This window comes from Serratia silvae, from assembly GCF_023282985.1.
Taxonomy (GTDB): domain Bacteria; phylum Pseudomonadota; class Gammaproteobacteria; order Enterobacterales; family Enterobacteriaceae; genus Chania; species Chania silvae.
In genome coordinates, this window is sequence record NZ_JAGQDC010000006.1 from 118,223 (window position 1) to 142,894 (window position 24,672).

Annotated in this window: 22 protein-coding genes, 1 tRNA gene and 4 pseudogenes; 19 read left to right on the forward strand and 8 right to left on the reverse strand. The window is 52.7% G+C overall.

Features of this window, described 5'->3' with window-relative positions; translation table 11 throughout:
* Positions 1-77: 77 nt before the first annotated feature.
* Together KAJ71_RS09925 and KAJ71_RS09930 are read left to right on the forward strand one after the other, a co-directional pair.
* Positions 78-1,343 carry a 4-aminobutyrate--2-oxoglutarate transaminase gene (locus tag KAJ71_RS09925; protein WP_248945557.1) on the forward strand — a complete coding sequence of 422 codons (1,266 nt, stop codon included), beginning with the start codon at positions 78-80 and terminating at the stop codon, positions 1,341-1,343.
* A gap of 12 nt (positions 1,344-1,355) precedes the next feature.
* Positions 1,356-2,810, forward strand: a complete 1,455-nt coding sequence (locus KAJ71_RS09930; RefSeq protein WP_248945558.1) for an NAD-dependent succinate-semialdehyde dehydrogenase — start codon at positions 1,356-1,358, stop codon at positions 2,808-2,810.
* A 110-nt stretch (positions 2,811-2,920) separates the two neighbouring features.
* Here the strand turns inward: KAJ71_RS09930 and yfcF are convergent, their stop codons facing one another.
* A complete protein-coding gene (gene yfcF / locus KAJ71_RS09935) occupies positions 2,921-3,556 on the reverse strand; it encodes a glutathione transferase (RefSeq protein ID WP_248945559.1) in 636 nt (211 codons plus the stop codon).
* Positions 3,557-3,675: 119 nt separating this feature from the next.
* A complete protein-coding gene (locus KAJ71_RS09940) occupies positions 3,676-4,329 on the reverse strand; it encodes a Qnr family pentapeptide repeat protein (protein WP_248945560.1) in 654 nt (217 codons plus the stop codon).
* 191 nt (positions 4,330-4,520) lie between these two features.
* On the opposite strand from KAJ71_RS09940, the gene KAJ71_RS09945 reads away from it, so the two are divergent.
* The 9 genes and pseudogenes from KAJ71_RS09945 to KAJ71_RS09985 all read left to right on the forward strand — a co-directional run bounded on the left by KAJ71_RS09945 (position 4,521) and on the right by KAJ71_RS09985 (position 14,673).
* On the forward strand, positions 4,521-5,165 hold the full coding sequence (locus KAJ71_RS09945; RefSeq protein ID WP_248945561.1) for a thermostable hemolysin: 645 nt from the start codon (positions 4,521-4,523) through the stop codon (positions 5,163-5,165).
* Complete coding sequence (locus tag KAJ71_RS09950) at positions 5,162-6,601, forward strand: AMP-dependent synthetase/ligase (protein ID WP_248945562.1); 1,440 nt, start codon at positions 5,162-5,164, stop codon at positions 6,599-6,601. Before KAJ71_RS09945 ends, KAJ71_RS09950 begins: the two co-directional genes overlap by 4 nt.
* On the forward strand, positions 6,598-7,254 hold the full coding sequence (locus tag KAJ71_RS09955) for an iron-containing redox enzyme family protein (protein ID WP_248945563.1): 657 nt from the start codon (positions 6,598-6,600) through the stop codon (positions 7,252-7,254). Before KAJ71_RS09950 ends, KAJ71_RS09955 begins: the two co-directional genes overlap by 4 nt.
* Complete coding sequence (locus KAJ71_RS09960) at positions 7,251-8,060, forward strand: SDR family oxidoreductase (RefSeq protein WP_248945564.1); 810 nt, start codon at positions 7,251-7,253, stop codon at positions 8,058-8,060. The genes KAJ71_RS09955 and KAJ71_RS09960 overlap by 4 nt, the downstream gene beginning before the upstream one ends.
* Positions 8,057-8,668: a tetratricopeptide repeat protein gene (locus KAJ71_RS09965; RefSeq protein WP_248945565.1), complete on the forward strand. Its 612-nt coding sequence runs from the start codon at positions 8,057-8,059 to the stop codon at positions 8,666-8,668. The genes KAJ71_RS09960 and KAJ71_RS09965 overlap by 4 nt, the downstream gene beginning before the upstream one ends.
* 27 nt (positions 8,669-8,695) lie before the next feature.
* Positions 8,696-8,802 (forward strand): annotated as a pseudogene (locus tag KAJ71_RS09970) (VIT1/CCC1 transporter family protein); the annotation flags it as partial.
* Between the two features lie 149 nt (positions 8,803-8,951).
* Entirely contained in the window at positions 8,952-10,409 is a 1,458-nt protein-coding gene (locus KAJ71_RS09975; protein ID WP_248945566.1) for an EmmdR/YeeO family multidrug/toxin efflux MATE transporter, read from the forward strand.
* A gap of 104 nt (positions 10,410-10,513) precedes the next feature.
* Positions 10,514-13,300: a DUF2339 domain-containing protein gene (locus KAJ71_RS09980; RefSeq protein WP_248945567.1), complete on the forward strand. Its 2,787-nt coding sequence runs from the start codon at positions 10,514-10,516 to the stop codon at positions 13,298-13,300.
* The gene (locus KAJ71_RS09985) at positions 13,297-14,673 is read left to right on the forward strand and encodes a DUF3999 family protein (RefSeq protein ID WP_248945568.1); all 1,377 of its coding nucleotides are present in this window, start codon (positions 13,297-13,299) and stop codon (positions 14,671-14,673) included. The genes KAJ71_RS09980 and KAJ71_RS09985 overlap by 4 nt, the downstream gene beginning before the upstream one ends.
* A gap of 235 nt (positions 14,674-14,908) precedes the next feature.
* Here KAJ71_RS09985 and KAJ71_RS23635 read toward each other — a convergent pair whose 3' ends face one another.
* Positions 14,909-15,034, reverse strand: a complete 126-nt coding sequence (locus KAJ71_RS23635; protein WP_375540731.1) for a DUF3892 domain-containing protein — start codon at positions 15,032-15,034, stop codon at positions 14,909-14,911.
* On the opposite strand from KAJ71_RS23635, the gene KAJ71_RS09990 reads away from it, so the two are divergent.
* From KAJ71_RS09990 to KAJ71_RS10005, 4 genes are read left to right on the forward strand one after another with little or no spacing between them, the layout of a single operon-like run.
* Positions 15,013-15,222, forward strand: coding sequence for a 3-oxoacyl-[acyl-carrier-protein] synthase III C-terminal domain-containing protein (locus tag KAJ71_RS09990; RefSeq protein ID WP_248945569.1), 210 nt, complete (start codon positions 15,013-15,015; stop codon positions 15,220-15,222). The genes KAJ71_RS23635 and KAJ71_RS09990 overlap by 22 nt on opposite strands.
* Entirely contained in the window at positions 15,197-15,556 is a 360-nt protein-coding gene (locus tag KAJ71_RS09995) for a hypothetical protein (protein ID WP_248945646.1), read from the forward strand. Before KAJ71_RS09990 ends, KAJ71_RS09995 begins: the two co-directional genes overlap by 26 nt.
* 53 nt (positions 15,557-15,609) lie before the next feature.
* Positions 15,610-16,869, forward strand: a complete 1,260-nt coding sequence (locus KAJ71_RS10000) for a pyridoxal-dependent decarboxylase, exosortase A system-associated (RefSeq protein ID WP_248945570.1) — start codon at positions 15,610-15,612, stop codon at positions 16,867-16,869.
* 39 nt (positions 16,870-16,908) lie between these two features.
* Positions 16,909-17,937 (forward strand): alpha/beta hydrolase family protein, encoded by a 1,029-nt coding sequence (locus KAJ71_RS10005; RefSeq protein WP_248945571.1) that lies wholly within the window; start codon positions 16,909-16,911, stop codon positions 17,935-17,937.
* A 229-nt stretch (positions 17,938-18,166) separates the two neighbouring features.
* Here the strand turns inward: KAJ71_RS10005 and KAJ71_RS10010 are convergent.
* Positions 18,167-18,483 (reverse strand): annotated as a pseudogene (locus KAJ71_RS10010) (transposase).
* An 87-nt stretch (positions 18,484-18,570) separates the two neighbouring features.
* Here KAJ71_RS10010 and KAJ71_RS10015 point away from each other — a divergent pair.
* Both KAJ71_RS10015 and KAJ71_RS10020 read left to right on the forward strand, forming a co-directional pair.
* Positions 18,571-18,714 (forward strand): annotated as a pseudogene (locus tag KAJ71_RS10015) (tyrosine-type recombinase/integrase); the annotation flags it as partial.
* 4 nt (positions 18,715-18,718) lie between these two features.
* Positions 18,719-19,333, forward strand: coding sequence for a Fic/DOC family protein (locus tag KAJ71_RS10020; RefSeq protein WP_248945572.1), 615 nt, complete (start codon positions 18,719-18,721; stop codon positions 19,331-19,333).
* On the opposite strand, the gene KAJ71_RS10025 is transcribed toward KAJ71_RS10020, so the two are convergent.
* The gene (locus KAJ71_RS10025; protein WP_248945573.1) at positions 19,330-19,488 is read right to left on the reverse strand and encodes a hypothetical protein; all 159 of its coding nucleotides are present in this window, start codon (positions 19,486-19,488) and stop codon (positions 19,330-19,332) included. The two genes, KAJ71_RS10020 and KAJ71_RS10025, sit on opposite strands and share 4 nt — an antisense overlap.
* A gap of 24 nt (positions 19,489-19,512) precedes the next feature.
* Between KAJ71_RS10025 and KAJ71_RS10030 the strand changes: the two are divergent.
* Positions 19,513-19,980, forward strand: a pseudogene (locus KAJ71_RS10030) (IS5 family transposase); the annotation flags it as partial.
* Between the two features lie 132 nt (positions 19,981-20,112).
* Here the strand turns inward: KAJ71_RS10030 and KAJ71_RS10035 are convergent.
* Positions 20,113-20,189: transfer RNA gene (locus KAJ71_RS10035), tRNA-Ile, on the reverse strand.
* A 148-nt stretch (positions 20,190-20,337) separates the two neighbouring features.
* On the opposite strand from KAJ71_RS10035, the gene mug reads away from it, so the two are divergent.
* Positions 20,338-20,826: a G/U mismatch-specific DNA glycosylase gene (gene mug / locus KAJ71_RS10040; protein WP_248945574.1), complete on the forward strand. Its 489-nt coding sequence runs from the start codon at positions 20,338-20,340 to the stop codon at positions 20,824-20,826.
* Between the two features lie 49 nt (positions 20,827-20,875).
* Here the strand turns inward: mug and rpoD are convergent, their stop codons facing one another.
* Positions 20,876-22,714 carry an RNA polymerase sigma factor RpoD gene (gene rpoD / locus KAJ71_RS10045; RefSeq protein WP_248945575.1) on the reverse strand — a complete coding sequence of 613 codons (1,839 nt, stop codon included), beginning with the start codon at positions 22,712-22,714 and terminating at the stop codon, positions 20,876-20,878.
* A 157-nt stretch (positions 22,715-22,871) separates the two neighbouring features.
* Complete coding sequence (gene dnaG, locus KAJ71_RS10050; RefSeq protein ID WP_248945576.1) at positions 22,872-24,623, reverse strand: DNA primase; 1,752 nt, start codon at positions 24,621-24,623, stop codon at positions 22,872-22,874.
* Positions 24,624-24,672 lie beyond the last annotated feature (49 nt).

Below are 24,672 nucleotides of genomic sequence, written 5' to 3' on the forward strand. Positions count from 1 at the left end.
CACATCAGGTGTAAATAAACGCAATGTTTCACGTTTGTGAACAAAACCGATAACTGGTCCCGCCCGGAGAGAACAGCATGAAAAACGCAGAACTGAATCAACGTCGTCTGGCCGCTACCCCAAGAGGGATTGGCGTGATGTGTGGTTTTTACGCCGAGCGTGCAGAAAATGCCACCCTGTGGGATGTGGAAGGCAATGAGGTGATCGATTTTGCCTCGGGCATTGCCGTGTTGAATACTGGCCACCGTCATCCCAAGGTGATCGCCGCCATTGAAAAACAGCTCCAGGCGTTTACCCATACGGCCTACCAGATTGTTCCTTATGAAAGCTATATTTCGCTGGCAGAGCGTATCAACCAGCGCGCTCCAATCGAAGGCACCTGTAAAACCGCCTTCTTCACCACTGGCGCAGAAGCGGTAGAAAACGCGGTGAAGATCGCCCGCGCTTACACCGGGCGCCCTGGTTTGATCACCTTCGGCGGCGGATTCCATGGCCGTACCTATATGACCATGGCGCTGACGGGTAAAGTGGCCCCTTACAAGCTGGGCTTTGGCCCGTTCCCTGGCTCGGTGTTCCACGGCCAGTATCCGAATGCGCTGTATGGCGTCAGCACCGACGACGCCATGAACAGCCTGGAGCGCATCTTTAAGGCTGATATCGATCCCAAACAGGTTGCTGCAATCGTGCTGGAGCCGGTGCAGGGTGAAGGGGGCTTTAACGTGGCTCCGGCAGAATTCATGCAGGCGCTGCGTACGCTGTGCGACCAACACGGTATCCTGCTGATCGCCGATGAGGTACAGACCGGCTTTGCCCGTACCGGCAAGCTGTTTGCGATGGACCACTATGCGGTGAAACCGGATCTGATCACTATGGCGAAGAGCCTTGCTGGTGGTATGCCGTTGTCTGCCGTGGCGGGCCGTGCCGAAGTGATGGATGCCCCAGCCCCCGGTGGCCTTGGCGGTACCTACGCCGGTAACCCATTAGCCGTTGCTGCCGCGCTGGCGGTATTGGACGTGATTGAAGAAGAGCAGTTGTGCCAACGCTCCCAGCGTTTGGGGCAACATTTGGTAGAAGTGCTGCAACAGGCACGCAGCCACTGCCCGGCGATTGTGGATATCCGCGCGCTGGGTTCCATGGTGGCAGTAGAGTTCAACGACCCGGCAACGGGTAAACCGTCGCCGGAGTTTACCCGTCAGGTACAGCAAAAAGCCCAGGAAGAAGGACTGTTGCTACTCAGCTGTGGAGTGAACGGTAACGTGATCCGTTTCCTATACCCACTGACCATTCCTGATGCCCAGTTTAACCAGGCGCTGGCAATCCTTTCCCGCGCGCTGGCCCAATAAGGAGCAATAGCCATGAAACTGCAAAATCCCGATCTGCTACGTAGCCAATGCCTGATTAACGGCGAGTGGTGCGATGCACGCAGCGGCAAACGTGAAGCCGTGATCAACCCGGCCAACGGTGTGGAGCTGACAACGGTGCCTCTGGTGAGTGCAGAGGAAACTCAGCAGGCAATTAACGCCGCGCAGCAGGCACAAATCGGCTGGAAGCAACAGACCGCCAAGCAGCGCTCCGTATTATTGCTGGCCTGGGCCGATAAAATCATGGCGGCTCAGGAAGATCTGGCGCAACTGATGACCGCAGAGCAGGGGAAATCGCTGGCGGAAGCGCGTGGTGAAGTAGCCTATGCCGCCTCGTTTATTACCTGGTTCGCTGAAGAAGCCAAACGTGTTGATGGTGCCGTGTTACAGGCTCCCCAGGCTTCGCAACGTCTGGTGGTGGTGAAACAGCCGATCGGTGTCTGCGCGGCGATCACGCCGTGGAACTTCCCGGCGGCGATGATCACCCGTAAGGCTGCCCCTGCGCTGGCTGCAGGCTGCACGATGATCGTCAAACCGGCCGAGCAGACGCCTCTGACCGCATTGGCACTGGCCAAATTGGCGCAGGATGCCGGTATTCCCGCTGGCGTGCTGCAAGTGGTAACTGGCGAAGCGGCACAGGTGGGTAAAGTGCTGTGCGATAGCCCGGTAGTGCGCAAGCTGAGCTTTACCGGATCGACCGAAGTAGGGCGTATCCTGATGGCCCAATGTGCGCCAACCATTAAAAAGCTTTCGCTGGAACTGGGCGGCAACGCACCGGTGATCGTGTTTGACGATGCTAATCTGGACGTGGCGGTTGCCGGGATTATGGCTTCCAAATTCCGCAACAGCGGGCAGACCTGCGTTTGTGCCAACCGCATCTACGTACAGGACGGTATCTACGATCGCCTGGTGGATAAGCTGGTGGCCGCAGTTGAGCAACTGAAAGTCGGTGATGGTACACAGGAAGGGACGACGCAGGGGCCGCTGATCGATGAGGCAGCGATAGAGAAAGTGCAGAGCCACATTGATGATGCGCTGATCAAAGGGGCGCAGATCGCCACCGGTGGGCAGCCGCATGCGCTAGGCCGTACCTTCTTCCAACCGACGGTGGTTACCGGTGTGACCCAGCAGATGCGCTTTGCCAAAGAAGAAACCTTTGGCCCGGTTGCGCCGCTGTTCCGTTTCCATGACGAAGCGGAAGCCATCGCGATGGCTAACGATACCGAATTTGGTCTGGCTGCTTACCTGTTTACGCAAAACGCCGCCCGTCAATGGCGGGTGCCAGAGGCGTTGGAATACGGCATGGTGGGCATCAATACCGGTTTGATCTCCAACGAGGTGGCACCTTTCGGCGGTGTCAAACAGTCGGGGCTGGGGCGTGAAGGTTCTCGCTACGGCATTGAAGAGTATCTGGAACTCAAATATCTGTGTATTGACGTGAGCTGTTAATTCTCAAGACTTGAACGCTCCTTGGTGGCCTACGCTGGGGAGCGCTTCCTCCGAGCAAGAAGTGATGTTTCTCACCGTTGAGAACGGCGGCGTCGTGGCCGCCGGTTTTTTTAGCTTCGCATTTTCTCTGGTAACGCCAACCACGCCTGCACCGATGGGCGCTGCCACTGTTTTTGTGCATAGTGGCGAAGATTATCCGGTACTTGATCGCCATGCATTACCAGCCGGTTGAGCATCAGGGCCAGATCGGTATCGGCGATGCACCATTCGTGGAATAGATGATCCTGGCCATGGCTCAGCAACTTTTCCGCCGCAGTCAGCAGTTTTTTGGCTGCCCGTTGGGCATCCGCACTCAATGGGGCAAATTTGACCCCGCTGAAAATCACCTCGGTTGGGCGTTCGGCCCGCAGCGGCAACAAATCGCTACGCAACCATGCCTGGATCTCACGGGCTTTGGCGCGCTGTTTGATGTCACGTGGGTAGAGCGGATGAGCGGGGTGGAGTTCTTCCAAATATTCCTCAATGGCGGAAGACTCGGAAAGCTGGAAGCTGCCCATCACTAACGTCGGCACTCGCAGCGTTAACGACAGGCTACCATACGCTTGGCTTTGTTGTTCCCCCAGTGAGAGATCCACCGGCTTGACGGTAAACGGTATGCCTTTCTCCGTGAGGGCCACAAAGGTCGACATGGCATAGGGGCTGAAAAAGTCGCTATCAGTGTAGAGAACAGTGGCCGATGGGTTCATACGGATCCTTGGGGATGGGAAGGGTATCTGGGATCATTGGCGAACGGTGCAATAAAATCAAGGCGATGGCCGATGATTAATCGTAATGGCGTATTAGGCACTGTGATGGCGGCTGGCAATCAGGAGTCACTGACCAGGATTATCCCCAGCCGATCGATTAACCCAACGACCTGATGGCTATCCAATTGCACTCCCTCCAAATCCACTTGGCGGATATCCATCTCCCCCAGCTCTGCGCCGGTCAGATTGCAGTGGTTGAAGGTGGCGGCCCGCCAGTCAAACTGGTTGAACTCCCCGCCGGACAGATCGGAACCAATAAAGCTGGCACCGAGCACGTTAGCGCCACTCCAGCGGTTTTCCCACAGCTCACATTTTTCCAGCACCACCTTGGAGAAGTTGCTGTAGCTCAGATTGCTTTTGATGATGAAGGCGCTGCAAAAAAAGCTGCGCTGCGAAATCATATTCATAAAGCTTGCGCCACGAAAATCGGCCCCCTGTGCCTTGCATTCGCGGATCTCTAGGCCAAGCGCCTGGGTATTTCTGAAATCGGCCAGCGAGAGATCGCAGCTTTTAAAGCTGGCATCTTTCAACACCGCGCGGCTGAAGTTGCAGCCGAGCTGGGTCTCTTCGTCATAGAAAACGCAGCCGATAAACTGGGTATCGGTGAGATCGGTGCCGGAGAAATCACAGTTCAGAAACTTGCCGTTGGTGACGGTTTCACCACGGAATTGATCGTGGGTAATCTTGACGGATTGCAGTAGTAAGGGTTGCATGTTGTTACCTGTTTTTTTATACAGCTTATGGAGATACTACCTGAGGTTAACGGTGAAGGGAAATAGTGTCTAAAGCAGTCAGCTTGCTTGATGGCCTTGGGTTTTAAATAGGGTTCTGTGCTCTCTCCACCTTAACTCTTTCTTAAGCTTAAATCGCTACACTGCTCATTATCAGTCAAAGAGGCGCGATTATGAGTATGCATATCCAGGCACCGTACCAGCTGTTGTTTGCTGAGAACCATGAGCATAGGGCCTTATTACAGGCTTATATACAGCACGAATATGGTCGGCAGTTTAATGCGCTCATTCCTCACTTCCTGCCTTATCTGTTAGGCATGTACCGCGCTGACGGCGTTCTGGTTGGTGCCTGTGGTCTGAACCGTGCTGACAACGCGCCGCTGTACCTTGAGCGTTATCTGGATGCGCCGATTGAAGAGGTGGTTACCGCTCAGACGGGAACCATCTTGCCACGTAACCGCCTGGTTGAAATAGGAAACTTTGCCTGCTCTGAATCCGGAAATGCCCGGATCATGTTTGCGGCAATTTGCCGGCTACTCTACGAAAACCAACTCGACTATGTGTCATTTACCGGGACCAAAAAGTTGAGAAATATCTTCCACCGGTTGCACTTAACCCCTCTGGAGCTGGCCCCTGCCTTGCCGGATCGCATGGGTGAGGATGCCCAGGCCTGGGGAGAATATTATCAGGGGCAGCCCTGTGTCATGGTTGGCGATCTTAAACAAGGCCGCCAAATTCTGAGTGAAACCAGTTTATTGCTTTCATTGTTTGGCCCCATGCCGGATATCTTTCCGGTGCAAATGAGCGTGCAGCTATGATCCTTTTTGAGCGTATTGAACACATTGCGGCCACAGATGGCTCTCGCCCTGCGTTATGTGATAGTCAGCAGAGCATCAGCTACGCCGATTTATTGCGGCAAACCACCTCTCTGGCCGAGCAACTCAGTAATGAGAAAATATCGCGGCTGGCCCTGTTTTTGAATAATGGCCTGGAGTGGGCCAGGATCGATCTGGCTTGCCTGTTAGCCAATATTGTCATCATACCGGTACCCGTTTTTTTTAGTGCTGAACAACAAGACTGGTTGCTGGAAAGTAGCGGTGCCGATGCTTTGATTGGGCCTGCACGGCAAGGGTGGATTACGACCCCCTTCCTTGATTACCCTTTGCAACGTCGGCAGCCACTATCTGTTGCTGAACTGCCTGCCAATACGGCCAAGATCACCTATACATCAGGGACAACCGGGCATCCCAAAGGGGTATGTTTGAGTCAGGAGCACTTGATGCAAGTCAGCCTGGCGCTTGCCGAGCGGGTTGCTGCGGCAAACATACAGCAGCATCTGACATTGCTGCCACTGTCGACCTTGCTTGAAAATATTACCGGGCTGTATGTTCCGTTGCTCAGTGGCGCATGTAGCCGTATCCCCTCGCTGGCTGAAGTGGGATTGACAGGATCTAGCCAGTTCTCTGCTCAGATCCTTGCCCAAGCTATTACACAATGGCGGCCGCACAGTCTGGTATTGGTGCCTGAATTGCTGCGCCTATTCGTCATGTTGTGCACCCACAACCCAGGGTTGGCGGAGAGCCTGCGTTTTGTCGCCGTCGGTGGGGGAAAGGTTGCTGCGGATTTAGTGGTTAAATCGCATCAGTTGGGTTTGCCGGTTTTTGAAGGGTATGGCTTATCAGAATGCGGCTCGGTGGTTGCTCTCAATGCGCCAGGGCATGCATTGCCTGGCTCGGCGGGTGAACCGTTACCGCACTGCCAGATAACCATCGCGCCGGATGGGGAGATCTTGGTTTCTGGCGCGACAATGCTGGGATATCTGGGGGAACCAGCTGCAAGCTCCCCGGTGGCAACCGGCGATCTCGGTCATTTTGATGCCCAAGGCTTCCTTCATATCACCGGCCGCAAAAAGAATATTCAGATCACCGCCTTTGGCCGAAATTTTTCACCGGAATGGATCGAGGCGGAAGCTCAGCTTTTTCCGGCAATATCACGCATGGTCATCTTTGGTGATGGGTTACCCGCAAATGTTGCGCTGATCCAGGTGACACCCGGTTATGAAAGTAGCCTTGCCGATCAGCTATCTCAACTTAATGGACGGTTACCTGACTATGCACGGATCCATCATTATTTTTTGGCACAGTTAACGGTTGAAAACGGTTTATTAACCACTAATGGGCGCCCGAAAAGACAGCAGATTTTTTCCATCTATCACACACGTATTCATCAGTTAATCACGGGAGATATCCTATGAGTTTTTATCAATTGTTACAGCGAGAGACGGCGGTGGACAGAGAGAAGCTCCTTTCCGCCCCGGTCATAGAAGCTTGCCGCTGCGGAAATATTAACGCCGAAATGTATATCGCCTTTTTGACACAGGCTTTTTATCATGTCAGCCATACCGTGCCTTTATTGATGACTGCGGGTGGCCGGATGAACTCAGAATATGAATGGGTTCGCGGAGCCATTGCCGAATACATTGATGAAGAGTATGGCCATCAGGAATGGATATTAAATGATATCAGGACGTGTGGCGGGGATGCCGAAGCGGTTCGTCATGGCCAGCCGGTATTGGCAATCGAGTTGATGATTGCGTTCCTCTACGATCACGTCTCTCGCCTCAACCCTATGGGTATTTTCGGTATGGTGCATGTCCTTGAGGGCACCAGCGTCGCCATTGCTACTACCGTTGCCGAACAGCTTAAACAGGGCTTGGGATTACCGGAAAAAGCCATGAGTTATCTCAGCTCGCATGGTGAACTGGACAAAGAGCATCTGGCCTTTTTTGCATCATTAATGGACCAGGTGGAAAAAAGCGAGGATCGTGCCGCGATTATCCATACTGCTAAAGTGGTCTACCAACTTTATGGCGATATGCTGCGTGGCCTGATGGAGCCAGTGCAATGAGGCTCAACAACAGCCGTATTTTGCTTACCGGTGCCAGCGGTGGTATTGGTCAGGCACTGGCGCACGCCTTGGCAAAGCAGGGGGCTTGTCTGATATTACATGGGCGTAATGAAACGTCGCTCACCGCGCAGCTTAACACATTGCCCCACCCGGAAAATCATCAGGTTTGGATCGCCGATCTTGGCGATTTCACGCAATTGACAAAGCAAGTTGAGCTGCTTTGCCAACAACAGCATATTGATATCCTGATCAACAATGCCGGGGCCAATCATTTTGCCTGGCTTGAGGATCAAAGCGAGCAACAAATAATACAGCAGTTAGCCGTAAATATTCAGGCTCCAATATTACTGACCCGGGCTTTGCTGCCTTATATAGACCGACCCGGCATCATTATGAATATCGGTTCCAGCTTTGGCAGCATTGGTTATGCCGGATATAGCGTTTATTGCGCGAGCAAGTTTGCTTTGCGTGGCTTCAGTGAAGCCCTCGGCAGGGAACTTGCTGGTTCATCGATTAACGTGCTCTATTTTGCCCCCCGGGCGACACAAACCACGCTTAACTCTGCGGCGGTGAATGCCATGAATGCCGAATTAGGCACCAAAAGTGACAGTGCTGAATGGGTTGCTGATGAGGTGATTGTTGCTCTAAACAAACAGATAAAACGACGATGGCTGGGTTGGCCAGAGCGGTTCTTTGTCAAACTGAATGCACTGTTCCCCGCAGTGGTCGATAAAGCGCTGGCTAAACAGCGGCATATTATTGCCCGCCATGCCAAAGCTGCTCTTGAGAAGAAGGACTCACGATGAAAAAGTTATTGTTGGTGTTGACGCTCTTTGGTAGTACAACCGCTTTTGCCCAGAGTGATTTGGCCGATATTCAGAACCAATGGGCGGTTTGCCAGTATCAGGTTGCGGCGAAACAGAAAGAAAGCTGTCTGGAGCAACTCAGCGCCGTTGCGGATAAAGCCAGTTCAGCTAACGGTTCACGCGCAGACCTGTTGATCTGGTCTGCGATCATCAAGAGTAGCTGGGCCGGTGAGAAGGGGGGGCTGGGGGCTTTGGAACTGGCCAAAGAGGCGAAAATGAAGTTGGAACTGGCAATAAAGTTGGATGACAAGGCGCTGGATGGCTCCGCCTATACCAGTCTCGGTGCCCTCTATTATCAGGTTCCTGGCTGGCCGATTGGCTTTGGTGATGACAAGCAGGCTGAACGGTTGTTGAAACAGGCTTTACAGATTAATCCAACGGGTATCGATCCAAACTATTTCTACGGTGACTTTCTGATAGATCAAGGGCGTAAGGCACAGGGAAAACTTTATCTACAGAAAGCACTGGCGGCTCCGGCCCGCCCAGGCAGAGAATTAGCTGATAAAGGACGCCATCAGGACATTCAACAACGACTCGATAAACTTTGATACTACGGGTCAATAAAGGGAAACAAGATGCACCGAGAACGACACTGCATGGAAAAAATTGGCTGGCTGCTGTTCTCGGTGCTAATGACGGGATAATTTCTACCGCCAGTCTGCTGTTGGGCGTAGCGTCGGCTACGGGGTAAGTGTTAAGCCAATAGCACGATGTTTTTCTCTGAGTCGCAGTCTTCCTTTGCAACGTATAGTGAGAAGAAAACGCTTGCAGAGTAAGCGTTGATAAACCATCATTTGAAACGACGTTTCACTTCCTTGCTACAGGTCAACCTTGAACTTACACGGGCTACTGCGCCAGCGCGTTGCCAAGACGCATTGGTATGCCAAGCGAAAAAGCTATCGGGTGCTTTTTTGGCGCGAGATCACGCCTTTGGCGGTACCGATCTTTCTGGAAAACACCTGCGTACTGCTGATGGGGGTGCTCAGCACCTTCCTGGTGAGCTGGCTCGGCAAAGAGTCGATGGCAGGCGTTGGCTTGGCAGACAGTTTCAACATGGTCATCATGGCCTTTTTCGCGGCGGTGGATCTGGGTACCACGGTGGTGGTGGCTTTTAGCCTTGGCACCCTTGATCGCAAACGGGCGCGGGCGGCGGCACGTCAGTCACTGGTGTTAATGACCGTGTTGGCGCTGCTGCTGGCGATTGGGATCCATTTGGCCGGGGAGCAGATCATTAACGTGATCGCCGGTGAAGCCACGCCTGAAGTTAAAGTGCTGGCGCTCTCTTATCTGCAAACCACCGTCTGGAGCTACCCGGCAGCCGCCATCGCCCTGATTGGTAGCGGTGCCCTGCGTGGGGCTGGCAACACCAAGATCCCGCTGCTGATCAATGGCGGCATGAATATCCTCAATATCCTCATCAGCAGTACGCTGATTTATGGGGTATTTAGCTGGCAAGGGCTGGGTTTTGTTGGCGCGGGGCTAGGGTTGACCATTGCCCGCTATATTGGCGCGATAGCCATTATTGCTGTTCTGGCGGTGGGCTTTAATCCGGCGCTGCGTATTACGCTCAAAAGCTATTTTACGCCACTCAACAGCAGCATCCTGCGTGAGGTGTTGGGGATTGGTATTCCCGCCAGTATCGAATCGGTGCTGTTCAACGCTGGCAAACTGCTGACACAAATGTTTGTCGCCGGGATGGGGACCAACGTCATCGCTGGTAACTTTATCGCTTTCTCTATCGCGGCACTGATTAACCTGCCGGGGAATGCTTTGGGATCTGCTTCGACCATTATCGTCGGCAGGCGTCTGGGGAAAGGGCAAATTGCTCAGGCCGAACGGCAGATGAAGCACGTCTTTTGGCTGGCGACGATTGGTCTGACGGTGATTGCCTGGGGAACTGCTCCTTTTGCCGGGCTGTTTGCCTCATTTTATACCCAGGAAGACGATGTTAAAGAGGTGGTCAAAATCCTAATTTGGCTCAATGCTGCGTTTATGCCGATTTGGGCTGCATCCTGGGTGTTACCCGCTGGGTTGAAGGGCGCGCGTGATGTCCGGTTTGCCATGTGGGTGACGATGTTGGGCATGTGGGGCTGCCGGGTGGTCGCCGGTTATATCTTGGGCATCGTGCTGGGCATGGGCGTAGTGGGTGTCTGGCTGGGGATGTTCTTGGACTGGGCCGTTCGCGGAGTCTTCTTCTATTGGCGTATGGTCAGCGGGCGCTGGCTATGGAAATATCCACGGCTCAGAAAAAACCAGCCTGAATCAGCCGAAGAACAGCCGCCAAGCTAACGGTATTTTATTAGCCTGAGGCCGGGTTGGCAGTATCAATCCATTGTCGGCGGTTGTGTTTTGGTGTAAGACTGATGCCACGATAAATGATCTAAAGGTGCACCATGGAAGGATTGATATTTATCGCTGGTTTAGCGTTGTTCCTGTGCCTGGTGGTATTACCCATTTCAGTGGTGGTATCGCTCGGCCGTGGCAACCGCAACCAGCGGGAAATTGCCCAACTGACGCTGACCATCACCCAGTTGCAAAAACAGGTGGATGATCTCCGCTTCGAGGAAACCGGGAGATTGCGGCCAACGCCAACGCCCGTTTCTCAGGCGCAACCTGTGGCTGCGAAGACAACGCATGACTTTGCGGCGCACGCGGCACAACAGTCTGCCGTTAAACCCACAGCTGACATGGCCGTTACCCCTCCGGTTATATCACCATGGGAGTCAGCAGCTCCAAAACCATCTGCACCAGTAACAACCCTTCCTCACCCACCTATTGCTGATAAACCCGCCATTGATAAACCCGCCATTGATAAACCGCAGCAACCGAAAAACGACCTGCTCAGCGGGCTGGTGGGCTGGTTTATGCAAGGCAACCCGTTGGCGAAGCTGGGAGTCTTGCTGCTGTTCTTAGGCTTGGCCTACCTGATGAAATACACCGTTGAACGCGACATGTTGCCTATTGAGTTCAGGTTAATGGGCGCGGCGGTGGCGAGCGGCGTTTTACTGTGGTTTGGCTGGCGTCTGCGTGTTAAGCAAACGATGTATGCCCTGATCCTGCAAGGGGGCGCGGTTGGCGCGCTCTATATCACCGTATTTGGTGCCTTCCGGCTTTATCAACTGCTGCCACATATGCTGGCATTTGGCCTGATGTTGGTGATCTGCGCTGCCAGCGTAGGCTTGGCCGTATTGCAACGCGCCCTCAGCCTGGCGATGCTTGCCAGCATTGGCGGCTATCTTTCACCGTTGCTGCTATCCAGCGGTGGTGGCAGTTACGTCGCGTTATTCTCCTATTACCTGCTGCTCTCGCTGGGCATTTTGGCGATCAGCGTCTGGCAGCCGTGGCGGCCACTTAACCTGTTGGGCTTTGTTTTTTCCTTTGGCGTCGCCGGGCTTTGGGGAGTAAACAATTACCTGCCGGAATACTACCTGGGCTGCCAGCTGTTTCTGATTGCCAATATCGTGATTTTTGGCGTGCTATGCCTGGCTTTGACTCTACGCGCACAGTTGCCTGGTGAGAAGATTATCGATGGCGCGCTGCTGTTTGGCCCGCCGTTAATCGGTTTTGGCATACAGTATCTGATCGTTCGCCAGTGGGAGTTTGGCCCGGCGTTCTCGGCGCTGGGCTTCGGTTTGGCTTACCTGTTACTGGCCTGGGCCGCATTGAAGCGTTATCCATCTCTGGGCCGAATGTTGGCGGTTTCTGGTTTGGCGCTGGGCGGGGTGTTCACTACGCTGGCGATCCCATTGGCACTGTCCGCTGAGTGGACATCCATGGCTTGGGCGCTGGAAGGGGTGGGTATTCTGTGGCTTGGTCGTGAGCAAAAGCAAATCCGCATGAGCCTCAGTGGTTCTGGTCTATTGGTGCTGGCCTTGGCTTCTGCCTTGGTCGCGTTTGGCGCGGGCATGACTACGCTTTCCTTCACGCTTGTGTTCGCCGTATTGGCATTAACCTGGCTCGTGGCAGCATTCCTCTGGCGCGATCTGGGGGCCGATGTCGCCTTCAATCAGGTTGTCAGCCTTTCCTTCCTGGTTGGCGGGATCCTGCTCTGGTTGGTCTGCCTACTCGGTTTTGTCGGGCGATTGCTGCTTAGCTATGGCTACGGGGCTTTCCTGGCGTTGGCCTTGTTGACGCTATCCGTGTTGCTGTGGCGTTGGTTGGCACAAAGGCTGGTCTGGCGCGAACTGCGTTATAGCATTTGGCTGCTGTGGCCAGGCATGTTGGCCATGCTGATGTTCCAACTGGTCGGCCTGGATTCATTATTGTCCTTTGGTTGGCCGAATCTGGTCTGGCTGCTGGCCTCGCCTGTGGCGTACTGGTTGCTGAAGCGCGAAGCGGGCACCTTGCCGATACTGCGCCTGCAGCAAGGATTACACCTGTCGCTGTTCTGGATGGTGGTGTTCGCGCTGGGTTATGAAGTCTTTTGGCGCACGATGCGCTTGCCGTGGGGCATGGATGAGTGGCGGCTGGGCCTGCAAATGGGCTTTATCTCCCTGATCATTCTGGCTACACATGGTGCGCTGCGCAAAAGGTGCTGGCCGTTTGCCGAACACCGCCAGCTATATGGTGCGATTGCCTTGGCCCCATTGGCGGCGTTGGCTCTGCTGCTCTTACTTGTAGGCAACGTGTTTGATGGGGTCAGTTTAGGCTGGCGTTATTTGCCATTGTTGAACCCGTTGGAAGAGGGCGCTGGTTTTGCACTCTTGGCGTTGGTGACTCTGGGGCTGTTTGTCCGGCGGGAATACCCGCAATTTGCCGCATTGCTGAAACAGGCGCTGCCGCTGTTTACTATCGCGGTGCTGTTCTGGTGGGGCAATGGGGCGGTCCTGCGTGCGCTGGCCTATTACGCCGATATTGCCTGGCGGGCCGATTCGCTATGGGGCTCCCGCCTGGTGCAGACCACCTTCGCTTTGCTGTGGATGCTGATAGCGTTGATTGTCATGGTGCTATCAACCCGCCGTGGACAACGTGAGGTCTGGTTTGGCGGTGCGGCGTTGCTTGGTATCGTCATTGTTAAATTGATGCTGGTTGATAGCGCTCGAGGCGGTGGATTGGCTCGCGCCATCTCGTTTATCGGCGTGGCGATACTGGTACTGATCGTGGGGTATTTTTCCCCATTGCCACCCAAAGCGGTGCGCAGTAAGGAGCCAAATGTGGCAAGCGAACGAGGGAATGCATGAAAGTAAAACTGAATAACTGGTTGCTGCTGGGGTCGCTTTGTCTGGCTGGTGCAGCTAATGCGGAGCCGATGGCTGAAAAACCACAAGATTTCGCCTATGGCATATCGCTAACCACTGAAGGCCGCGCGCCGTTTTTCCGTATTGAACTGCCAGAGGCGGTGTATACCGAAAGCGTATGGCCTGATATGCGCGATGTGCGGGTGTTCAACTATCAGGGGCAGGCCGTTCCCTTTGCCCTGACCGCGAACGTCACCACTCAGGAAAATAGCCAGACTTTCCCTCTGCGCCTGTTCCCGATGAAGGGCAAAAGGGTCACCGATCAGGAACAACAGATCATTTCGCTTAAATCCGCTGGTGGTGTCGAAGTCACCATGCCACTGTATAACGACAAGCCAATGGGAAGTACCTATCTGCTGGAGGTCCCACGGCATGAGGGTGGCTATCCCCATTTAACTCAGTTGAAACTGGCTTGGGAGCGTCTACCCGAGAACTGGCAGACCCGCGTTAACGTCTTCTATAGCAGCGATCTCAAAGACTGGTCGCGTAGCGCTGTAGATGTGCCGTTGATGGATCTGCTTTCCGGCAGTGACCGGTTGCTGTTGGATACCATTGATTTGGAGGGCTATGACAACCCTCGCTATCTGTTACTGGTGTTCAAAGAAACTAAAGACGTTCCTAATTTGAAGATCCAGTCTGCGCAGGGGATTGTCACCTCCAGCCACACCGAGCAGCAAAGGATTAACCTGCCGCTCGAACAGAAAGCCATTTCCGCCAGTGAAGCTGAATATACCTGGTCGAAACCTCAGCCGTTGGACAACATCAGTATCCGCCCAACGCAAGGTAATACGGTATTACCGCTGGAGATAGAATATCGGGGGGCCGCGAGCGAAGGCTGGCTCCCGCTGGCTAAACAGGTGGTTTATTCGATTAACGGGCGTACAGCGGAAGCAATCCCGCTGAAAGGTTTGCTGGTGCAAGGCCTTCGCCTGAAGGGCATCAACCAGCAATGGGGCGATTCGCTGCCAGAGGTCAAGGCGGAACGCGATAGGCAGACCCTGATTTTCAATGCCCAGGGGACCTCGCCATTCTTGCTGACGTGGGGAAATAAAGCGGCCCGGCCTCAGGCGATCCCTCTCGACGGTCTGATCCCGGCAGAGCTGCGTAAAGCGGTGGATGCCGATGCGTTGCCAGAAGCCGGGTTGCAATCTCAAGTGACTCTGGGCGGCACCGAGCGTTTGAGCGCGGTGGATGCCACAGAAGAGGCCAGCATGTGGAAGAAAGGTTTGCTCTGGCTCCTGCTTGTTTTGGGCGCGGGGGGATTGGTGGTGCTGGCGCTGAAACTGTGGAAAGAGGTTCAGCAGAAGCCGCAATAGGGCGGGTGATTGTTGGCCGGTGGGATGGAAACAAGGGGTGGTGCGGTTGGCGTTGCCCCTTGATCGTTCTATGGGCAGTAAAGGTACGCTATAACTAATTGAATGCCTCTAAAGCGACTGCGGACCCTATAGGCTATCAAGTCCCAGTAGATAATATTGTCTATCGCTGAGATTAATAGCCTGAATATATTGTTATGTTATCAATGCAAGATAATACTTGCGATTTCTTAATTACTTAAAATAATGGTAGCGAAAGTAGATTGTTATTCCATTTACCATCAGCATAAGTTCTGAGGTACTTTGGGCCATTTGTAGGTGTGACAACACCAATGTATCTGGATGTGGCGCAGGGCGGCAACATATCTTGACTTTCCGCTGGAGAAAATATTCCTGAGTAATATCCGCCGAACGGCTCATTGTTTAGGTGCAGATATGTTCATCAATTTTCACACGCTGCAGGAGAGTGTTGAATTCCATGACGGTGATAAAGTGCTGATGGTTTCCACAGGGGTGGGTGGGGTATTTGGCGCTGCGTTATTTCAATATTAATGCATTATTTTATGAGGGCATGACAATGACTGGTGAAATCAACCAGGTGGCCACTTACGGGCTAACCATACTGACGATTTTAAAATTATTTACGCTGGCATGGTTATTGAGTGAGGTAATTATTATCACATTGTTATTTACCGTTAGAACTCGAAAAGTAATGCGGATTTCGTTTCCCGGTAGCGTCAATGTTGATAACGCTAGCCGAACGGGATCGTTAATCGTATTATCTCTCTTTTCACTGCTTGCTGCGGCAGGACTGGCGCTGTGCCTGATAGTGGGGCAGTGGTTACTGACATTATTCACTTCGATTGATGTCAGTTTTTATCTGTAAGCATTTTATTTTCAGTGACGTCACTGATATTTAAATTAATTTAAGGGTAAGTTATGACTCAGAGCCACAACGACACATCATTAAGCCTTTCCCGGCAAATGGCTGAAAAATTTATTATTGAGAATGACTGTCTGACCATTGGTGGTATTCCAATTTCCCGTCTGGCACAACAGATTGGACAAACGCCTTTTTTTGCCTATTCTCGTGAGCTTATTGACCGTCAGGTGAATTTATTAAGAACTCATACTCCAGAGAAAATCAGTATTCACTATGCTATTAAAGCAAATCCGTTTGTTCCCGTCATTCATCACCTGTCGCGACTGGTAGAAGGGTTTGATGTGGCCTCAGCGAATGAAATGGCGCTGGCATTAAACAGTGGTGTTTCGCCGGAAGATATCAGTTTTGCCGGACCAGGGAAGACGGTGGAAGAGCTGCAACGCGCTGTGGCAGCACAGGTATTACTGAATGTCGAATCAGTCACCGAGTTGCATCGGATTAAAGCTATTGCAGCGGAATATGGTATCGCAGCGCGTGTCTCACTCCGTATCAATCCTGATTACAACCTCAATTCGTCCGGTATGAAAATGGGCGGTGGGCCGCGCCAGTTTGGCATGGATGTGTCCTGTGTGCAGGAAGCTATGATGGTGATCCGTGACAATTCTGAACAACTGCATTTCGAAGGATTTCAGATCTTCCCCGGTTCACAAAACTTACGGGCTGATTTCCTGATCGAAGCACAGAGTAAGGCGTTGGATCTGGTGATTGAGCTGGCGAAAATCGCACCTGGCCCAGTACGCCGTTTTAATCTCGGTGGTGGATTTGGAGTGCCTTACTTCCAGGGGGATAAAGAGCTGGATGTGGCATCCGTAGGCGAAGCCATGCATGTCTTGGTTGCTAAAGCAGAACAGTATCTGCCGGAGGCGGAAATCATTCTGGAACTAGGGCGTTTTCTCGTTGCCCCAGGGGGTATCTATGTAGCGAAAATTATTGACCGCAAGGTCTCGCATGGCGTGACCTATCTGGTCGCTGATGGTGGCATGAACCATCATCTTGCCGCTTCGGGCAACATAGGCCAGCTTATCCGCCGCAACTATCCTGCTGTCATAGGTAACAAAGTACAGGGGCAACAGCGCGAAGTAGCCAACGTGGTCGGCCCACTATGCACACCGCTGGATATTCTGTTGAATCAGGGGGATGTCGCTGTAGCAGAGCCGGGGGATTATATTGTCATTTTCCAGTCCGGAGCTTACGGTCTGACCGCCAGCCCGAACGGTTTTCTCAGCCAGAAAAGCGCGGCAGAAGTGTTAGTCTGAATCAGGACAAATTTGATTGAATAAAAGGTGATGATTTCAATGAGTAAGTTACTCAGCGGTGTACTTCAGTTTATTCGCCATATCGCACTATATACCCTCTGTTCGGGCTGTCTGGTTTCTGCATGGGCCCAACCCGCTGATGAAGCGGGTTTCCGGCGGTTAGTAGTGATAGATCCTGTTGCGCGGAAGCCAATGGAAGCAGTCTATTTCTACCCTAGCAACATGGTGGGCAATACGCTGAGCAGGTTTGGCCCCTACCATGTTTCAGCACGCAATGCAGTGAAAATTGAGCCGGGACGCTATCCGCTGATAGTAATTTCGCATGGCAACGCGGGCAGTCTGTGGAGTCACCATGATCTGGCAACCTCACTTGCACGTCAGGGTAATATCGTGATCACCCTCAGTCATCCCGGTGATAATTACAAGGATCAGTCAGGCGCGGGCGCTGCCAGCACCATATACGGTCGCCCCCTGCAAATATCTGCCACCATCACGGCAGCGCTGAATAACCCGGATCTTAGCCAGCATATTGACGCTGACAAAATTGCTTTTATCGGCTTCTCATCTGGTGGCGAAACTGGATTACTGCTGGCTGGCGGCAGGATTGATCCGTCGCGCTACGTCATTTACTGCGAAAATCATCAGGTAGAAGCCATGTGCTTGGCAAAGGGGCATATCAAAAACGACAGGCCCGCTCTAGCACCTCAATCAGATCCACGCATTAAAGCGTGGGTGCTGATGGCACCGGTGAGCGCGCCTTTCTCTCCTGAGTCCCTTAAAATGCTCACTAAACCGACGCTAATCTTCACCGGTGACAAAGATGAAGAGCTTTCCTGGCAGCAGAATGCTGGCGAGCTGGCGAGCACACTGCCTTCAAAACCGCAGCTGAGAGTTATTCCGGGTGCTGGCCATTTTGTCTTCCTTGCTCCCTGCTCATCTGAACTGCGGGCAGCTACGCCGGCACTGTGCGTGGATTCTGCAGGTGTTGATCGAACGGCTGTGCACAGCATGATAGGTGAGGATATCTCCCATTTTCTTAACGGAGTCTGGCAGGACAATGGAGCTTAAGAATGTATCGTTCAGGCTGACGTACACCTTTTGGGCTGGCGAAAGATGTCGGCTGGCAGTACTAATGACAGAGTGAGAATGGGCCGATCGTTACGCTGTGAAGCTGAACGAAAGTGTGAACGGGTTTTACATACTGTGTAGCGGAATTGATACCGGGTTTGACAGTGACGGCAGGCTACGTATCCACTGAAGGCCCGCATCACCGGCAACCAGCCAGATACGGGTGGGATCACCAGGACCTCCCTGGTTGCTGGAGAAACAGCTCTGGTGACGGATTTTCCAGCGTCATTTTACCGTAGCGGTGTTTAACACAGCAGGTAGCATCGCTGGTGATGTTGAAGATCCCACTATTGCCGGAAGGCGGCGTGATACCCGACCTTCATTATTCCAGAGCCGTAGCCATTTGAAGATAACATTGTCGTTGATGCCGTTTTCACGGGCAATCTGAGCGAGGCAGGCACCGCGGGAAGCAAGTTCAACCATACGTAGCTTGAAGTCGTTCGAATAATTTTTACGGGGTTCTTTTCGCCAGGATTGAGATTCCATACTCAGACGCCCGTCTGTAACAGGTGGACGTCTAAGTTACCAGTACGGGCTTAATGGCTACATAAGGTCCTGGGGTGATGCTTACCTTTAAACGGCGTCAGCTCGAAACATTATGATCGTTATGATTACCTGACAGAAAAGCGCAGGGCGCTAGAGGTCTGGGGGGATCGGGTCAATAACTATCAAAGAGAGCAGGAAAACAACGTTGTGAACTTGTTTGGGCGGAGGTAAGTGCTTGTCAAAATATGAGCTGAATTCAGCAGAAGAGCGGTATCAGCCTGGCTCTGGAGATTTAGTACTGGCTAATAAGCTGGGGATCATTGATGAAGAGGAAATGGAGGCGCTGGAATCGGGCCTACTGCTGATGCTTTATGAACAGTTATTTATCGAAGGCCAGCCGCCTGCTGCGCTGGCTTTTGAACAGATCAGCGGCTGGCATCGTCAATGGCTGGGGAATGTGTACGACTGGGCGGGGAGGTTGCGTAATGCCAACTTAACTAAGGACGGCTTTCAGTTTGCCGCTGCCGACAGGATTCCACTTCTTCTCGATGGCTTCGAGAAGAAGTTTCTCTCCAGGTCTGGTGAACTGAAATCCTTGGCTCGCCTGGAGTTGGTCAGTTATCTGGCTGAATGCCACGTGGAGTTTATTTTGATCCACCCATTCAGAGAAGGTAACGGGCGTCTGTCGAGGCTACTTTGCGATGTGCTGTCGGTTATGGCGGGGAAGGGCTTACTGGATTACAGCTTATGGGATAAGCACAAGGCATTTTACTTCAAGGCAATACAGGCAGGCGTATCAGGTAACTACAGCCCTATGATGCAACTGATAAGCGATATCTTGCCAGATTAACGGGCGAGGCCAACGGCCTTAGCTTGTGCCTGATTTTGTTTGAGTTGCTGCTCAATTTTTTGTACAGAAACACCGGTTTCTATCGCGGTTGAGCTGGCGACGGCACGGTAGATTTGAGTTTTAGTGATGTGGCTATGTGCTGTTTTATTTGTCATGCTGAAAGCCTCGTGGTTTAAGCATTGATTCTAGTTCGGATAGAGGCGGCCTGCAACAAGGCTCTCGTCAATTGTGGTTCGTTGATATTCTGGCTTGATGAGTCGGTCATCCAGGCCTGGTACAACGAGCCAAAAACGTCTTCACAAGGGTGTCCACAACGTTATTCTACGTTAGTTATTTCCATCGTACTGATGCACAAACGCGTCTTTCGCCTCACGCTACGTGCCGCTCAGGGATTCATTGATTCCATTTTTACGTTAATGAAGCTCCCGCTTCGTTGCTCGGATTATTCCTGCGTCAGCAGGTGAGCCAAGTCCGTGAGCATCCCTTTCAAGAACCTCACGCGCGGTGAAATTGCCCATCTGGTTATCGATTCCACCGGCTTAAAAGTCTTCGGTGAAGGCGAGTGGAAGGTGAAGAAGCACGGTCAGGAAAAGCGCGGCGTCTGGCGAAAACTGCACCTGGCTGTAGACGCCGATACTCACGAGGTTAGCGGCTGGGAAAACTACCTTGATTGCGGGTGTCCTAAAAATTCTGCTGCCATTTTGCTGCCACTGACTTGTTGATACAAAAAAGCCACCTCGCGAGAAGTGGCTTAATCATATGATTTTAAAGCTAAAATTTGGTGGCCCCTACTGGACTTGAACCAGTGACCAAGCGATTATGAGTCGCCTGCTCTAACCAACTGAGCTAAGGGGCCAGGCGGCGTGATTATACGGTAATCATGGGACGCAGGTCTACACTCATCAAACCATATGATGTTTTTATGCACAGTTCTAGCCTGTTGTAATTGCAGGTAGATTTTGCGATAACCGCTGTTAATCCCTTTTAACGGACTTGTGATACTCATGGAACTCTTGGCGCCAAACCTACAGGTGGTGTTCTGCGGCATCAATCCTGGCCTTTCCTCTGCCCATCAGGGCTATCCCTTTGCCAATGGCAGCAACCGTTTCTGGAAGGTGATCCATCAGGCGGGCTTTACTGATCGTCAGTTGGCGCCGGAACAGTGGCAACAGCTGCAAGATAACGGTTGTGGGATCACCGCTCTGGTCGCGCGTCCAACGGTGGCTGCCAGCGAACTTTCACGTGATGAACTGCGCGGTGGTGGAGAGGTGTTAAAAGAAAAAATTCTACGTTACCAGCCCCGTGCTTTGGCGATCTTGGGGAAACAGGCCTTCAGCAGTGCGTTTGGCGTGCGTAATACCGCCTGGGGACGTCAGGAGATGATGCTGGGTAAAACTGAGGTTTGGGTATTGCCTAATCCCAGCGGATTGAATCGTGCCACGCTGGAGCAGCTTACCGAGAGTTACCGCGAGCTATTCCTGGCGTTAAAATAAGGCATAAAAAAACCCCGGCGAGCCGGGGTTCTTACGAGGTCGTTAAACCTTAGTCATCCAGGAAGCTACGCAGCACTTCTGAACGGCTTGGGTGGCGCAGTTTACGCAACGCTTTGGCTTCGATCTGACGAATACGCTCACGGGTAACGTCGAACTGTTTGCCCACTTCTTCCAGCGTGTGGTCAGTGTTCATATCGATACCGAAACGCATACGCAGCACCTTCGCTTCACGTGCGGTCAGGCCCGCCAGAACGTCGTGCGTGGCAGAACGCAGGCTTTCAGAAGTGGCAGAATCCAGTGGTAGCTCGAGGGTGGTATCCTCGATGAAATCGCCCAGATGTGAATCTTCATCATCACCAATCGGCGTTTCCATGGAGATCGGCTCTTTGGCGATCTTCAACACCTTACGGATTTTGTCTTCTGGCATCAGCATACGCTCAGCCAGCTCTTCCGGCGTTGGCTCACGGCCCATCTCTTGCAGCATCTGGCGCGAAATACGGTTGAGCTTATTGATAGTCTCAATCATATGCACCGGAATACGGATGGTACGTGCCTGGTCGGCGATAGAGCGGGTGATAGCCTGACGGATCCACCAGGTGGCGTAAGTTGAGAACTTGTAGCCACGACGGTATTCAAACTTGTCTACCGCTTTCATCAAGCCGATGTTGCCTTCCTGGATCAGATCCAGGAACTGCAGGCCACGGTTGGTGTATTTCTTGGCGATAGAGATAACCAGACGCAAGTTGGCTTCAACCATCTCTTTCTTCGCGCGACGGGCTTTCGCTTCACCGATTGACATACGACGGTTGATGTCTTTCACCTGCTCGATGGTCAGGCCGGTTTCTTCTTCGATCTGACGCAGTTTTTGCAGGCTGCGCTGAACATCTTCATTCACATCTTTCAGCTTCTCTGACCATGGTTTACCCATTGCCAGCGCCGCTGCGAACCAGGAGTCGCTGGTTTCGTTGCCGGCGAACAGGGTGACGAAGTTTTTCTTCGGCATTTTGCACTGCTCAACGCACAGCTTCATGATGATACGTTCTTGCGTACGAACGCGATCCATCATGGTACGCATGCTGTTGACCAGGAAGTCGAACTGTTTTGGCACCAGGCGGAACTGCTTGAACACTTCAGACAGCTTCAAGATCTCTTCTGCTGCGCTGGCGTGGCTACGGCCGTTCTTTTTGATAACCAGACGAGTCACTTCGTACTGATCGCGCAGATCGGTAAACTTCTGGCGCGCCAGTTCCGGATCGATGCTGTTGTCGTCTTCAGCTTCGTCTTCTTCGTCTTCGTCTTTCTCGTCGTCGTCCTGCTCTTCGGTGGTTAATTCAGAACCGATGTGCGTAGCGGTAGGGGCGATGTCCTCTTCCGCGTTAGGATCGACGAAGCCGGTGATCAGATCGGACAGGCGTGCTTCGCCAGCCTCGACACGATCATACTGCTCCAGCAGATAGGTGATGGCCTCAGGGTACTCGGCAACCGAGCACTGCACCTGGTTGATGCCGTCTTCGATACGCTTGGCGATGTCGATTTCGCCTTCACGCGTCAGCAACTCAACGGTACCCATTTCGCGCATGTACATGCGCACCGGGTCAGTAGTGCGCCCGATTTCAGATTCTACGCTGGACAGCACCTGAGCGGCAGCTTCTTCCGCATCTTCGTCTGTGCTGTTGGTGTTTTCAGCCAGCAGCAGGTCATCGGCGTCCGGTGCTTCTTCCATCACCTGGATGCCCATGTCGTTAATCATCTGGATGATGTCTTCGATCTGATCGGAGTCGACGATATCTTCCGGCAGATGGTCATTGACCTCAGCATAGGTCAGATAGCCTTGCTCCTTACCACGTTGGACAAGAAGTTTAAGCTGTGACTGCGGGTTTTGCTCCATAAGACGGTATCCACACTTCAGAGTATTTGGGTTGGTGTCGGTCGGCGAAACCGCCAACAATAGCATTTGGGGCGTTTTTGTTGTTGCCGCGGCCCACTGTGGCGGCATATTGCAGGGCTCTGCCCTCGCATTTATCGGCACTTAAGCCGTTTGGTATTCAGTTTTTCTTTCCAGCTCTCGAGTCATTGATCATACGAACTTCCTCTCGTTCTGAAGGGGTTAAACCCTGTGTCCGGGAGAGTGCCAATAACTCTTCTAGCCGTTGTTCGAGTACTGAGTCGAACATATGATTCAAAGAGTCCAGAAACGTTTTTTCTGCAATCTCATTATCTGATATATCGTTCCAAGCAGACAAAGTTTCAAGGTTAGAGCTGAACTTTGTGTCTCGGTATTCCTCGAGGATCTGGCCTGTTGTTAATCCAGGCTGAGCCAGGCAAAGGTTTACTAGCTCTGTAAACAGTTGTAACCCTGGTAATTTTACCTGTTGTAACCCATCTAGCGAAGGTACAAGGGTCGCTAAATGCGGATTTTGCACTAGTAACCCTATCAGTATACGCATAGTTGTGCGTTTTAGCTGAGGTGGCTGATAAGGATTCGCATTTTCAGCCTGTTTACTCAGTAGCTTCTCTAGTTGGAATTCGTCTGGTATGCCTAATTTTTTGCCAAGTTCTTGACGCAAATATAGGCGCAATGCTTCACCCGGCACCTGAGTGATCAGCGGTAGTGCCAAAGTACTCAGTTTGGCACGGCCATCCGGGCTGCTCAGGTCGACCTGTGGCATCAACGTTTCGAACAGGAAAGTGGAAAGCGGCTGCGCCTGCTCCATTCGCTGTTCGAAGGCGTCTTTGCCTTCTTTACGGACTAGAGTGTCCGGGTCTTCGCCGTCTGGCAAAAACATAAACCGCAACTGACGTCCATCGTTCAGATAGGGCAGTGCGGTTTCCAACGCGCGCCAGGCAGCTTCACGGCCAGCTCTGTCGCCGTCGTAACAGCAGACAACGTTATCGGTGGCGCGGAACAGCAACTGAATATGTTCAGCCGTTGTCGAGGTTCCGAGTGAGGCAACGGCATAATCAATGCCATATTGCGCTAACGCCACCACGTCCATATAGCCTTCGACCACCAGCAAACGTTGCGGATTGGCGTGGCTCTGCTGTGCTTCATACAGGCCGTACAACTGACGGCCCTTGTGGAATACTTCGGTTTCCGGCGAGTTCAGGTACTTGGGCATACCGTCGCCCAGTACGCGTCCACCAAAGGCGATTACCCGCCCGCGTTTGTCGCGGATGGGGAACATCACCCGTTCGCGGAAGCGATCGTAAGTGCGCCCTTGATCGTTAGTCACCAACATTCCGGCATCGTTCAGTGCTGTCCGGCTGTCGGTATCACGCCCGAAACGCTTTAACGCATTATCCCAACCGGCAGGTGCAAAGCCGATGGCAAAATGGCGGATAACGTCGTCACTTAATCCGCGCTGTTGCAGGTAGTTACGCGCCTGCGTACCGTTGGATTGATGCAGTGACTGTTGATAGAACGCACTAAGCTGTTCCATCAGTTGATATAGGCTTTGACGCTGATGGCGTTCGATTGGCGTCGGTCCGGTGCCTGCCTCGTAAGGCACTTCCAGCCCGTGCATGGTGGCCAGTTCCTCGATGGTTTCGACAAACTCGAGTCTGTCGTAATTCATCAGGAAGTCGACGGCGTTACCGTGCGCTCCACAACCAAAACAGTGATAAAACTGTTTGTCGCCATTAACGGTGAATGAAGGCGTTTTTTCGTGGTGGAACGGACAGCACGCGTGATAGTTCTTGCCCTGCTTTTTAAGCTTTACCCGGGCGTCGATCAGATCGACGATGTCGGTGCGAGCCAGCAAGTCATTGATAAATACACGCGGAATTCGTCCAGCCATAAGCCCCTGTTACGATTGCCTATAAACGAGAACAAGCCGCGCATTCCTT

Coding starts and splice junctions, on each gene's coding strand:
- KAJ71_RS09925 (WP_248945557.1), top strand. CDS start 78: ATGAAAAACGCAGAACTGAATCAACGTCGTCTGGCCGCTACCCCAAGA.
- KAJ71_RS09930 (WP_248945558.1), top strand. CDS start 1,356: ATGAAACTGCAAAATCCCGATCTGCTACGTAGCCAATGCCTGATTAAC.
- yfcF (WP_248945559.1), bottom strand. CDS start 3,556: ATGAACCCATCGGCCACTGTTCTCTACACTGATAGCGACTTTTTCAGC.
- KAJ71_RS09940 (WP_248945560.1), bottom strand. CDS start 4,329: ATGCAACCCTTACTACTGCAATCCGTCAAGATTACCCACGATCAATTC.
- KAJ71_RS09945 (WP_248945561.1), top strand. CDS start 4,521: ATGAGTATGCATATCCAGGCACCGTACCAGCTGTTGTTTGCTGAGAAC.
- KAJ71_RS09950 (WP_248945562.1), top strand. CDS start 5,162: ATGATCCTTTTTGAGCGTATTGAACACATTGCGGCCACAGATGGCTCT.
- KAJ71_RS09955 (WP_248945563.1), top strand. CDS start 6,598: ATGAGTTTTTATCAATTGTTACAGCGAGAGACGGCGGTGGACAGAGAG.
- KAJ71_RS09960 (WP_248945564.1), top strand. CDS start 7,251: ATGAGGCTCAACAACAGCCGTATTTTGCTTACCGGTGCCAGCGGTGGT.
- KAJ71_RS09965 (WP_248945565.1), top strand. CDS start 8,057: ATGAAAAAGTTATTGTTGGTGTTGACGCTCTTTGGTAGTACAACCGCT.
- KAJ71_RS09980 (WP_248945567.1), top strand. CDS start 10,514: ATGGAAGGATTGATATTTATCGCTGGTTTAGCGTTGTTCCTGTGCCTG.
- KAJ71_RS09985 (WP_248945568.1), top strand. CDS start 13,297: ATGAAAGTAAAACTGAATAACTGGTTGCTGCTGGGGTCGCTTTGTCTG.
- KAJ71_RS09990 (WP_248945569.1), top strand. CDS start 15,013: ATGTGGCGCAGGGCGGCAACATATCTTGACTTTCCGCTGGAGAAAATA.
- KAJ71_RS23635 (WP_375540731.1), bottom strand. CDS start 15,034: ATGTTGCCGCCCTGCGCCACATCCAGATACATTGGTGTTGTCACACCT.
- KAJ71_RS10000 (WP_248945570.1), top strand. CDS start 15,610: ATGACTCAGAGCCACAACGACACATCATTAAGCCTTTCCCGGCAAATG.
- KAJ71_RS10005 (WP_248945571.1), top strand. CDS start 16,909: ATGAGTAAGTTACTCAGCGGTGTACTTCAGTTTATTCGCCATATCGCA.
- KAJ71_RS10025 (WP_248945573.1), bottom strand. CDS start 19,488: ATGACAAATAAAACAGCACATAGCCACATCACTAAAACTCAAATCTAC.
- mug (WP_248945574.1), top strand. CDS start 20,338: ATGGAACTCTTGGCGCCAAACCTACAGGTGGTGTTCTGCGGCATCAAT.
- rpoD (WP_248945575.1), bottom strand. CDS start 22,714: ATGGAGCAAAACCCGCAGTCACAGCTTAAACTTCTTGTCCAACGTGGT.
- dnaG (WP_248945576.1), bottom strand. CDS start 24,623: ATGGCTGGACGAATTCCGCGTGTATTTATCAATGACTTGCTGGCTCGC.